The 10,411-nt window shown below is 65.9% G+C and carries 12 protein-coding genes and 1 pseudogene; 7 read left to right on the forward strand and 6 right to left on the reverse strand.

The annotated features are described in order from the left end of the window. Positions 1-123 (forward strand): annotated as a pseudogene (locus tag H5395_RS16760) (IS5/IS1182 family transposase); the annotation flags it as partial. On the opposite strand, the gene H5395_RS16765 reads toward H5395_RS16760, so the two are convergent. The 6 genes from H5395_RS16765 to H5395_RS16790 all read right to left on the reverse strand — a co-directional run bounded on the left by H5395_RS16765 (position 115) and on the right by H5395_RS16790 (position 3,742). Beyond that, positions 115-468 (reverse strand): hypothetical protein, encoded by a 354-nt coding sequence (locus H5395_RS16765; protein ID WP_182793684.1) that lies wholly within the window; start codon positions 466-468, stop codon positions 115-117. The pseudogene H5395_RS16760 and the gene H5395_RS16765 overlap by 9 nt on opposite strands. Positions 469-478: 10 nt before the next feature. Further along, positions 479-742, reverse strand: coding sequence for a hypothetical protein (locus H5395_RS16770; RefSeq protein WP_182793685.1), 264 nt, complete (start codon positions 740-742; stop codon positions 479-481). Beyond that, entirely contained in the window at positions 742-1,041 is a 300-nt protein-coding gene (locus H5395_RS16775; RefSeq protein ID WP_182793686.1) for a hypothetical protein, read from the reverse strand. The genes H5395_RS16770 and H5395_RS16775 overlap by 1 nt, the downstream gene beginning before the upstream one ends. Then, complete coding sequence (locus tag H5395_RS16780) at positions 1,038-1,535, reverse strand: hypothetical protein (RefSeq protein ID WP_182793687.1); 498 nt, start codon at positions 1,533-1,535, stop codon at positions 1,038-1,040. The genes H5395_RS16775 and H5395_RS16780 overlap by 4 nt, the downstream gene beginning before the upstream one ends. A 113-nt stretch (positions 1,536-1,648) precedes the next feature. Beyond that, positions 1,649-2,857, reverse strand: a complete 1,209-nt coding sequence (locus tag H5395_RS16785; protein ID WP_182793688.1) for a hypothetical protein — start codon at positions 2,855-2,857, stop codon at positions 1,649-1,651. A gap of 18 nt (positions 2,858-2,875) precedes the next feature. Beyond that, a complete protein-coding gene (locus tag H5395_RS16790; protein ID WP_182793689.1) occupies positions 2,876-3,742 on the reverse strand; it encodes a hypothetical protein in 867 nt (288 codons plus the stop codon). A 38-nt stretch (positions 3,743-3,780) separates the two neighbouring features. Between H5395_RS16790 and H5395_RS16795 the strand changes: the two genes are divergently transcribed. From H5395_RS16795 to H5395_RS16815, 6 genes are all read left to right on the forward strand, one after another. After that, positions 3,781-4,446 (forward strand): hypothetical protein, encoded by a 666-nt coding sequence (locus tag H5395_RS16795; protein ID WP_182793690.1) that lies wholly within the window; start codon positions 3,781-3,783, stop codon positions 4,444-4,446. After that, positions 4,443-6,410 carry a hypothetical protein gene (locus H5395_RS16800; protein WP_182793691.1) on the forward strand — a complete coding sequence of 656 codons (1,968 nt, stop codon included), beginning with the start codon at positions 4,443-4,445 and terminating at the stop codon, positions 6,408-6,410. The genes H5395_RS16795 and H5395_RS16800 overlap by 4 nt, the downstream gene beginning before the upstream one ends. Next, complete coding sequence (locus tag H5395_RS18595; protein ID WP_220495101.1) at positions 6,407-7,201, forward strand: NAD(P)-binding protein; 795 nt, start codon at positions 6,407-6,409, stop codon at positions 7,199-7,201. The genes H5395_RS16800 and H5395_RS18595 overlap by 4 nt, the downstream gene beginning before the upstream one ends. Continuing rightward, on the forward strand, positions 7,195-8,025 hold the full coding sequence (locus tag H5395_RS19605) for a GMC family oxidoreductase (RefSeq protein WP_220495102.1): 831 nt from the start codon (positions 7,195-7,197) through the stop codon (positions 8,023-8,025). The genes H5395_RS18595 and H5395_RS19605 overlap by 7 nt, the downstream gene beginning before the upstream one ends. A 465-nt stretch (positions 8,026-8,490) precedes the next feature. Further along, positions 8,491-8,685, forward strand: coding sequence for a hypothetical protein (locus tag H5395_RS16810; RefSeq protein ID WP_255440771.1), 195 nt, complete (start codon positions 8,491-8,493; stop codon positions 8,683-8,685). Beyond that, positions 8,675-10,267 (forward strand): recombinase family protein, encoded by a 1,593-nt coding sequence (locus H5395_RS16815; protein ID WP_255440772.1) that lies wholly within the window; start codon positions 8,675-8,677, stop codon positions 10,265-10,267. The genes H5395_RS16810 and H5395_RS16815 overlap by 11 nt, the downstream gene beginning before the upstream one ends. Positions 10,268-10,411: the final 144 nt, after the last annotated feature.

A 10,411-nucleotide genomic window follows, 5' to 3' on the forward strand; every position in this document is an offset into this window, starting at 1 on the left:
TGCTTCAACAAGCTGAAGAACGCCCGCCGCGTCGCCACCCGCTACGACAAAACCGCCGAAAGCTACCTGGCATTCATCGACGTTACCTCCATCCGCCTCTGGCTCCGCCATTTGTCAACATGACCTAGCGTCATCGCCAAGTGCCGCTGCCAGTTCTTCCAGCGTGTCCAGCGCGCCGGGTGCCCCGTTGGTGACGGCGGCAATGGCTGCGGCGATCTCCGATCCGATCTTGGTGCTGGACCATGTTGCCGAGGATGTCGTCGCGCCATCGTTGATGACCGCACCGCCCGACTGCGCCGCCGCAGCGACCTCCGCCTGCAGCGCGTTGATCGCGGCGACGAGGCTGGTCTTGGAACTGGTGGTCAGGGCGGAAAGGTCGGGAAGGTTGCCGTTGATCAGGGTGCGGAGGGCCTTGTCCTCCGTGGCGGCGCGGGTCGCCAGATCGGACAGGCGGTTCTGCAGGGTCATGGCTGTCTCCTCAGACCAGCTTGTTGTCAAAGATGACGGTCAGATCGAGGCCGCCGTGTGGGTCGATGATTTCCGGGACGTAGAGGCCGTCAGGCCGCTGCTCGAGCGCGTTTCCAGGCGAAGTGCTGATCGCCGCCACCCCGCCGATCGCCGCCACGGCCTGCTGCAACAGCGCCCGGTCGGCGTCGTCCATCCGGCCGGGTCGACCTTCGACGCCAACCTCGATGACGGCGACCTCATTATCCTCGATCTCGAGGTCAGCCACGTCGGACATCAGCGCCCCTTCCTGTTCAGCAGCACAAACCGGCCGCAGGCCCGCTCCTGCCCGTCCGGCCAGCGTATCCACAGTTGGGCGGCATAGCGCCCGGACGGGATGTCCAGGCTCTCGGGCGACAGGGCGAAGGCAATGCCGCGATCGTCGATGGCGCCGGCGATCCTCAGGCAGAGATCGCCCGCGACGGTGATCCGCAGCTCGGCCGAGGCGCCGGTCAGGTCGGCCATCCCGCCGGCCGCGTTGCGCGGCACCGCTCGCCAGGTCTTCCGCTCGCCGAGGGTGTAGTCGATGGTCTTCATGGGCTCACTCCGAAAATCGTATCGAGCTGCTGGTCCGTGACGCCCAGGGCATAGGCCGCCGCAACGATCACTGGATGGTTGCGCGAGATCAGGTTGTCGGAGCGCCACTTGATCCGCGCCGCCATCTGGGCCTCGGGCGGCAACATCTGGAGCATCGGCTGCATTGAGGCCGGGATCGTCCCGCCCGCCGCCTCCTCGGCTTCTTCGGGCGAAAGGATGCCCGCTACGGCGAGACGAATCAGCAGGTCCGACTTGTCGAGCTGGGTGGCGGCGCGAACCCGGTGCAGCTCCTCGGCAAGCTCGGCCTCGGTGCGGGGATCGAACCAGGTCTCCGTGACGTAGTCGAACTCTGCCCACGCTGCCGGTCGGGGTCGGCGGATCGAGAGTTCGCCCGCGGCGTCGATGTAGACATCGTTGATACTGGTGCTTTCGGCTATTTCCCACCAGTGATCGGTTGTATCCGGCGGGACATTGCTGACGATGATGTCCCGCATGACTGGATCAACGTAGGCATACATCATTTTCTTGCCCCAGAGATGGTGAGGGTCAGGTTTCGTGCCCAGATGCTGGAGTCAGGGCCGGCATCGGGGTTGTTGTGGTAGCGCGATCAGCCCCGAACGATGATCCGGGTGGAACCATTCCCCGAGGCCGAGGAGATGAGGCTGACGGGGATCATCGCCAGGATGCCGCCCGAGTTCGTCCGTGCACCCGCGCCGACCTCGGCCTGGGCCACGCCGTCGATCAAAAGCTGAAACTGACCGAACCGGTCGAAGTTGTCGCTGCTGTCCACATACCCGTTGAACGCGATGATGTAGCCGCCCCCGTTGAAGTCGGGGATAGTCCGATCAAACAGAACCGAAGGGTTCGAGCGGGACGAACCCAGCGGCAGGAACACATCGGCCCGCGCGTAGAATCGCGGGACATAGAGTTCGTTGTTCGCGATCTTCAGGGCCGTGACGGTCAGATCCTTGATCTGCGCCGTCTCGGTAATCAGCGCCGCCGTCTTGACGAGATGGGTGGCCGTGATCGTGCCGGTCTTGATCATGTCGCCGTCGATGACCGTGCGGCCATAGTCGGCATCCAATTTGAAATCGCCCTCGTAGGTGGCGAGGCAGACGTTGTTCGTCGCCATCGCGGTCGCGAGGGATGTCGTGGTCGAGAACGTGGTCGCGCCCTTGACCCAGAAGATAAACAGGACGCCGCTCGACCAGGTTGCGGAACCCGCGGGGATACTGGTCGAGGTGATGGTGCCGGTATCGTTGACCCAGCGAATGGCCCCGGCGGTCCAACTCACCTGATTGGCACCGGGCTTGTTATGCTCGAACTGGATGCCGGTCAGGGTGATGTTGCGCGAGCCGATCTCCAGCTTGTTCGCCGTGACCGTGTTGGCCGAAAGCGCCCCGCCGTCGATCCGGGTCTCGTCACCGCCCTTGCGCCAGTCCGCCAGCGTGGTGCCGCCCGAGACGATGATCTTGCCGGGGTCGATCTGGACCGAGCCCTCGTTCACGCGCGCGGCGGGCTCGCGGGCACCAAGGGCCGCGTCGAGGCGCACCTGGTTGATTGTCGTGCCGTTGACCGTGATGTTCGCCGCCAATGCGGTCCCGGCTTTCAGCTTGGCCGCCGAGATCTCGCCCGTGATATTGGCTTCGCGGATATAGGCCGTGTCGATGGTCGCCAGCGAGGCGATCAGGTCCGTCACGTCGAGCGAGCGGGCCTTGATCGAGTTCGTGACGATCTGGTCGCCGTCGATGTAGGTGAAGGTCGAGGGCGCGTAGGGCGAGGGTTCGGCGCGGTCCTTGGCCGACAGCGCCATCATCGGCTTGTGGGTGAACAGCTAGCTGTTGGTGCCCGAGATGGTGCCCTTCTTGCGGAGCATGAGGTTCGCGAAGGCGGCGTTGGCCGGGGCCGCGCCCTTTGTCCAGATCCGGGTCCAGGAGTCTGGGTTCCGGGTCTCGCCCATGTCGTTCTGAAGCGTGACTGCTGGCGTGGAGCCGAGCAGGACGCCGGCGGCGTTGCGCCATTCGATGTAAAGCTCGCCCCGGCAGCGGTGTGCCGAAAGCTGGACCGAAACCTCGATCCAGTCGCCGGGCTTGACCGGCCAGCCGTTGCCTCGCGCGCCGCTGTTGTCCTTCGGCGGGAAGCAGCGCACATCGACAAAGCCCGTGGACTTGGTGGACGTCTGCGCGATCTCCAGCACCGGGCTTTCCGGCCCGGCCCAGTCACCACCGGCCTCGCGCCGGATGACACTGACCTCGGCCGCCGTCTGCCCGTTCAGGTTGAGATACCAGTGCTTGACCGTCTTCGGGTTGGCGGTGCCATCCACGACGACCGCCCAGTCCGAGTTGACCAGGAGGTTGCCGCCGAAGCCGATGGCGAGCTTCTGGGACGTCACCACGCCTGCGTCGAGATGCGCGGTCTGGATCGCGTTCGCCGTGAGGTGGGCTGCAATGATCGAGCCATCGACGATCAGCTTGCCCGTCATCCGGCGCAGGATGCGCGGGTTGCCGAAGAACGCCTCGGTCACGTTCTCCGAGCAGCGGAAGGCCAGCCGAATGAAGGCCGTCCCGTCGGGGATCGTCATGTTGCCCTCGACCAGCCTGGCCGAGGTCGTGGTGTTGAGGTCGGTGCTCCACGACCCGAGGTTCGTCTTCACCATGTCGTGGCGCGAGACCTGGACCCGGATGTCGCCTGTTCCGGCCACGATCCGGCAGGCGGCCGAGATGTTGAACTCGTCGCTATATGGACGCCTCGCGTTACCTCGACCGGCTGCCGGCCGAGCCCTGCCCCGCGCCGACGCATACCCCTGCGCCTGCGCCCGGTGTCGCCTTCCGCGAGCGCATGATCGGGCGGCTTTCGTTCTCGACAGACGATCCGATGACTGGCTGGGCCGACGTCAATGCCGTTCCAGTCGTACTCAACGCCACGATCGACATCCGCGACATCCGAGGCTTCGTGGCCGATCCCAAGCACCGAGGCGCGATGGCAGCGCATCTCTGGAGTCCCCGCTTGGGTTTCACCCTGCCGGCGACCGATGCCAACTTTCAACTCTTTGCGCCATCTGCCGAAGCCGGCTGCACCGAGATGATCTACGAGCTTGGAGTGCTTCTCAACGGCGCACCCTATTGGTTCAGCGGCCGCAAGTTTGTTCGTCCTGGGCCGCCTTGGCGACTCTGGCCCGACACGACCACCTTGCACGTGCAGCTTCACGAGGGACGCGACCGCACCGGCAGTGTGGTGGCAGCCGGCATGCTCCGCCTCGGTATGATCGACTTCCTTGCACTCGGACTGACCCTCCACGCCCGCGACAGCATCGGACGGCGCCGCCGCGCAGCGTCAGTTGTTCAATTCGTCCGGTTCTTCGCCGACAGCCTCTGGAAAACCTATGGCTTTGGAGGGCAGAAATGAGCGACCCACGGTCGAACGACCCCGACGCCGAGGAACGAACGATCACCCGACCCGCCGCTGTGGGCTGGTTTGGAGTACGCCAGCTTGTCGGAACCGGGCTGCATGCGCTAGTGACTGCGGTAATTGGCACTCGTTCGGCGAGACGCGAGGTGCTCGCCGCGCTCGACACTGGCCCGAAACCCGACTACGTTATCGGCCCAGCGGGCTATTTTGATTTCAGCGCTAAAGACGTCTTGTGGCTCGACTACGTGGCCGACCTTGGCGACGGCTTCGATGCTACCGAGGCGGTGGCTTGGCTCGTCGCGCGCGACTACGTCTTCCTGAGAGCAGCCGGCGAGAAAGTCGAGCAACCCGTCCCGCCCGACATGCTATCTGAAAGCCCTGCCGACGCTCTCCCGCGCTCCGTGGCGCTTCCCGCGGCGGAAGTCCTGGTGTTTGGCGGCGACGAGACCTACCCCGTCGCCTCGCAGGAGAACTACCGCGACCGCACCATGGGCCCCTACTATGCTGCACGTCCATGGGGAGGGCGTGACCCGGCTGTCGGTGGCCGAGCGCTGTTCGCGATCCCGGGCAACCACGACTGGTATGATGGTCTTGGGGCCTTCATTCGCTGCTTCTGCCAACCCGGGCGATGGACCGGCTGCTGGCAGGCGCAGCAGATACGCAGCTACTTCGCCTTGCGCCTGCCGCACGGATTTTGGCTTTGGGGCGTTGATCTCGCCACCGAAGACGATATTGACCCGCCGCAGCTCGCCTACTTCCGCAATCAGGCGGCGCAAATGCAGCCGGGCGACCAACTCGTTCTTTGCGCGCCCAAGCCAGCATGGCTCACGCGCGACGCGGCAGTGCAGCAGGACGTTCCTGATCCCGCGAGTTGGCACGCGTGGGGTAAGCTCGAGCACATTCTGGGCCTCGCCACAGAGCGGGGCGCGACAGTACCGCTCCTGATCTCGGGCGACCTGCACCATTACTGCCGCTATGTCGTAAAAGGGCCGGAGAAGCGCCACTATGTCACCTGCGGCGGGGGTGGCGCCTTTACGCTTGGCACGGCCGGAACGCCCGAAAAGCTTGTTTTCGAAGATGGCACGACGACGCAGCGCAAGGCGGCTTTCCCCTCGACGAGAGAGTCCGAGGACATGCGCAACCGCGTCTGGCGGCTCGTTTACCGGCACAAGGTCTTCTGCGCCACGCTTTCGGCGCTGATGCTAGGCCTCATCTGGATTCTGAACTCGGCGAGCTTCGTGCTCTTGGAGGAGGCCTCGGGCGCACCAGTTATCGACGCCCCGCTGCTCGCCGGCCTGATCGAGCACGGCGCGGGACCTCTCATTGCTGACCTGGTAGCAGTGCTGGTCTTCAGCCCGGTTTCTGTTGTCGCAACCGGGTTCGTAGCTATGGGCTTCGTTGCATTCGCGCGGACAGGAGCCTCGCTCTGCACGCCAGTTTGGGGGCCATGGGTCGCGGGGCTCCTGCACTTCGTTGTCCAGCTTGCCGCCGCCTTTGCGATCGCCGCGCTGGCGAGCCGCCTGATAGTCACGCTTGGGGCACCCGTGGTGCTCGAGACCCTCCTGATGCTGGCCGGAGCCGTTACCGTCGGCTGGATCGTGCATGGCATGCTGATGGCGGCCTACCTGTGGCTGTCGAACCTTGCGATCAAGGGACATGAGCTAGAACTCTATTCGTCGCAGGCGATCGAGGGCTGGAAGTCGTTCCTGCGGCTTCGCGTCGATGCCGAGGGATTGACGGTCTTCCCGATCGGCCTCGTCAAGGTGCCGGGCTGGCGCCCCGCTCCGGCGACCGCCGGAGCGAAGCCCGCGCCGAGCCGCGCCTTCCCTCGCGGGATGCGCAGGGCGGACGTCTTCACGGTCCCCCAAGGCGCTACTCATGTTTTTGATCCGGATGGGCCGCTCGTGCCGGAGCTGATCGAGACGCCAATCCACATCTCCGTCAGAGGCGTCAGCGCATGACTCCCGACATCATCGTCATTGGCAGCGGCTTCGGCGGCGCGGTTCACGCCTGCCGGCTGGCCGAGGCGGGACTCGCCGTTCTTGTCCTTGAACGTGGGCGCCGCTGGGCACCGGATGACTTCCCGCGTGGCCCGGACGATGCTTGGATCTACGATGTTGACGAGCCGGAGAAGCAGAACGGCTGGGTCGATTTGCGCTTCCTCGACGACATGTGGGTGGCGCAGGGCGCCGGCGTCGGCGGCGGCTCGCTGATCTACGCCAATGTCAGCATTGACGCCCGGCCCGGCGCCTTCGCCTCCGGCTGGCCCGCGCCGATTACTTTCGATGCGCTGCGCCCGTACTACACGCGCGTCTCCGAGATGCTGGCACCCGAGACCCTGCCCGAGACCCAGCTCACGCCGCGCCACCGCCTGCTTCGCGAGGCCGCCGAGCGCATTGGAGCCATTGAGCGTTACCGCAAGGTCGAGCTCGCCATCGCTTTCGATCCCAACGGCCGCTACCCTGAGGAGCGTCCGCCCGACGAGCGAGCGACGAAGACCTTCATGAATCGCTTCGGCCGCGAGCAAGGTTACTGCATCCATGCCGGCAACTGCGACATCGGTTGCAAGGCGGGGGCACGCAACACCCTTGACCTAAACTACCTTGCGGTTGCCGAGGATAAGGGCGCTGCAATCAGACCGCTCTCGGTGGTCTCCCATGTCGCGTCCGAGGGGCGCGGCTACGCTGTCGTCTACCACGAACTCAAGGGGGGCGCCGCATCGAGCGGGTGGCACGGGCCCCGCGAGTGGTGATCGCTGCGGGCTCGCTTGGCACCACTGAGATTCTGTTTCGCTCACGCGACCGTTTCCGCACCTTGCCCGGAATCAGCAGAGCGCTCGGCGGAGCCTGGAGCAGCAACGGCGACTTCCTTACCCCAGCATTCTACCCCGGCCGGCGGCTTTCGCCGAGCGTCGGCCCGACCATTACTGGGGCCATCGAGTTCCTCGACGGCATGGACGGCAGTGCGCGTTATTTCGTCGAAGACGGCGGCTTCCCGGATATGATCGGCAACTTGATTCGCGCTCGGGCAAAGCGGGGGCGCTTCAGCCTCAGCGGCCGCATGCTGACGCGTATCGCCAAGGCTTTCGACAACGGCAACTCCTTTGAGACGATGATGCCTTGGTTTGGCCAGGCAATGGACGCCGGGGACGGCCGGCTTTACTACGGCCGGGACTGGCTGCGACCGTGGAAGCGGCGGCTGAAGCTGGACTGGGACGCGCGCCGATCCGAGTACGGCGTCGGGGGGCTGATCGCGGCCCACGAACGGCTAAGCGCCGCGACCGGCGGCGCAGCCCGGGTGCCGCCGACTTGGACTATTCTGCGCAATCTGGTGACTCCTCATCCCCTCGGAGGCTGCGCCATGGCCGCCTCGCCTGCCGCCGGGGTCGTCGATCATCGCGGCGAAGTGTTTGGATACCCGGGCCTCTTTGTCGCAGATGGCTCGATCTTCCCTCGTCCTATCGGGCTCAACCCGTCCAAGACCATCGCCGCGCTAGCGGAACGATCGGTCGAGATGATGCTCGATGCCACGAAAACAGCCACTGCGACGACGCAGCCCCAGCAACGAACAATTTAGCGCCGACTCGGACTTGGATCACCGGACAGTTCGGCTGGGGTTGAGCGCGGCGCGGAACTCGACGGGCGAGCACATGCGCAGCGCGGAATGCGGATGGACCGTGTTGTAGAACTCGATCACAGAACCCCCACGGGACCGAGGAGCGGGAAGTGCTCTACCCATGGCACCCTTGGGCGGGTCGGTCGGTTCACGTTCACGAGGTGATCGAGAAGGCAGGCTGGGCGGCGTTTCGCTGTAGCCCGGACGGTGTCGCGTCCGATCGGCGGCTGGAGGTCCCGGTCTGGATGTTCGATCGGGTCGCTGGCCAAGGCTGGCAGGTTGGGGCGGCGCCGGTTGCCTCGGTGGCGGCTCTGGGAGCTCTGGCGGCATTGCTGCACGATGCGGCCGGCGTTCGCGATGGCGCACCGCAAACGCGAGAGTCGAGCGCAGCATCGGGGTCCCAAGAGGCGATTCCGGGAGATGCCGATGCGACGCCGACCGACACCACAGCAACTCGAGTTGTTCGCCCACCCCAGCGACGCCGATCTGGCCCCGGCGCCGCACTGGCAGACGCTGCCCGAGGAGGCGCGGGTGAGGCTGACCGGGCTGATGGTCCGCTTGATCCTCGACCACGCCGACGGCGCGGACAGGCAGCGGAAGGAGGCGGGACATGATGCATGAGAAGATCGGGCCGCATCATCTGGAGCGCAAAGCGATCCTCTACGTGCGGCAATCCTCGGCCCATCAGGTGCTGCACAATCGCGAGAGCGGTGCCCTGCAATATGCGATGCGCGACCGGCTGGCGACGCTCGGCTGGTCCTGCATCGAGACGATCGACGACGACCTTGGCCGTTCGGCGGCGGGCGGCGTGGCGCGTGCCGGCTTCGACCGGATGGTGGCCGAGGTCTGCCTGGGCAAGGTCGGTGCGGTGGCAGCGCGGGAGGTGTCGCGCTTCGCCCGCAACAGCCGGGACTGGCAGCAGCTCATCGAGATGTGCCGGGTCGTCGACACCGTCCTGGTAGACCAGGAGACCGTATATGCCCCACGCCAAAGCAACGACCGTCTGCTTCTCGGCCTGAAGGGCAGCCTTAATGAGTATGAACTCGATTTGCTGCGGCAGCGGTCGCTGTCCGCCCGTTACGAGAAGGCCCGTCGTGGCGAGTTGATCGTCGCCGCCCCTGTCGGCTTCGTGAAGGCCGGCGACAGGCTCGAGAAGGACCCCGACCGTCGCGTCCAGGAGGCCATCGCCCTCGTCTTCGACAAGGTGGCCGAGCTTGGTAGCGCTCGGCAGGCTCTGCTCTGGTTCCTGGAGCACGGGCTGGATTTGCCGGCCCGGCACGCCAATGGCGACGTGATCTGGCGGAGGCCAACCTATGCTACCATCCATCGGATGATCGAGAACCCAGTCTACGGCGGCGCCTACGCCTATGGTAAGACCCGGGTTGTGCCGAGACACGGCGCGGCCGTTCCGCGATCCGGCAGCCGCCGCAAACCGCGCGGTGAGTGGCTGGCGCTGAAGCCCGGCGCACACGAAGGTTATGTCAGCTGGGAACGGGCAGAGGCGATCCGCGCGATGGTCAGCGACAACGTTCCCGCGAGCCGGCATCACGGAGCGCCCAAGCACGGCGATGCCCTGCTCGCCGGTCTCGTTCGCTGCCGGCGCTGCGGCCGCAAGATGACGGTCCGCTACACCGGGGCCAAGCATGACATCCCGCGCTATTCCTGCTGGCGCGGCCTGCTCGACAATGGCGAGCCGCGCTGTATCGCCTTCGGCGGCCTGCGGGTCGACGATGCCATCGAGGAAGCGCTGCTGCGGGTGGTCGAGCCGGGCGCCATCGCGGCCGCCGCCGAGGCTGAGGCGCAGGCCGCCAGTCGCCGCGATCAGGTTCGCGAAGCGCTCGCGCGTGATCTCGAAGCGGCCCGCTACGGTGCCGATCGGGCCTTCCGGCAATACGATGCTGCCGATCCCCAAAACCGGCTTGTGGCGGCGGAACTGGAGGCGCGGTGGAACCGCGCCCTCGCACGCACCGCCGAGATCGAGACCAGGATCGCCGCGCATGATGCCGCCGCGCCCAGGCCTTCCCCCTTGGGCGCGATGGACGCCGCCACCCTCGGCACGAACCTTCGAACGGTCTGGGCGGCACCAACCACCGATGCCCGGCTCAAGAAGCGCATCGTGCTATTGCGCGACAATCTTGATGAGACGCGCGCGTCAATCTGGATGAGCTTCTACGTCGCGGCGTCTGGCAGGGTATCAGCGTGATTGTCGCTGGCAAGGCCCTGCGGGCCGGGTGATTGACGCTCCGCGACAGACTGGGGCGTATTGTTGATTGTCGCGAATGCGGCCGGTCGTCCCCGTGTCCGCTTTGCCTCCATGGCGCTGCGCCGGCGATAGCTTTCGACATTC

The sequence above is a fragment of the Paracoccus sp. MC1854 genome (assembly GCF_014164635.1).
Lineage (GTDB): Bacteria > Pseudomonadota > Alphaproteobacteria > Rhodobacterales > Rhodobacteraceae > Paracoccus.

Coding starts and splice junctions, on each gene's coding strand:
- H5395_RS16795 (WP_182793690.1), top strand. CDS start 3,781: ATGGACGCCTCGCGTTACCTCGACCGGCTGCCGGCCGAGCCCTGCCCC.
- H5395_RS18595 (WP_220495101.1), top strand. CDS start 6,407: ATGACTCCCGACATCATCGTCATTGGCAGCGGCTTCGGCGGCGCGGTT.
- H5395_RS16815 (WP_255440772.1), top strand. CDS start 8,675: ATGATGCATGAGAAGATCGGGCCGCATCATCTGGAGCGCAAAGCGATC.
- H5395_RS16785 (WP_182793688.1), bottom strand. CDS start 2,857: ATGATGGCGCTGTCGGCCAAGGACCGCGCCGAACCCTCGCCCTACGCG.
- H5395_RS16775 (WP_182793686.1), bottom strand. CDS start 1,041: ATGAAGACCATCGACTACACCCTCGGCGAGCGGAAGACCTGGCGAGCG.
- H5395_RS16765 (WP_182793684.1), bottom strand. CDS start 468: ATGACCCTGCAGAACCGCCTGTCCGATCTGGCGACCCGCGCCGCCACG.
- H5395_RS16800 (WP_182793691.1), top strand. CDS start 4,443: ATGAGCGACCCACGGTCGAACGACCCCGACGCCGAGGAACGAACGATC.
- H5395_RS16770 (WP_182793685.1), bottom strand. CDS start 742: ATGTCCGACGTGGCTGACCTCGAGATCGAGGATAATGAGGTCGCCGTC.
- H5395_RS16780 (WP_182793687.1), bottom strand. CDS start 1,535: ATGCGGGACATCATCGTCAGCAATGTCCCGCCGGATACAACCGATCAC.
- H5395_RS16810 (WP_255440771.1), top strand. CDS start 8,491: ATGCGACGCCGACCGACACCACAGCAACTCGAGTTGTTCGCCCACCCC.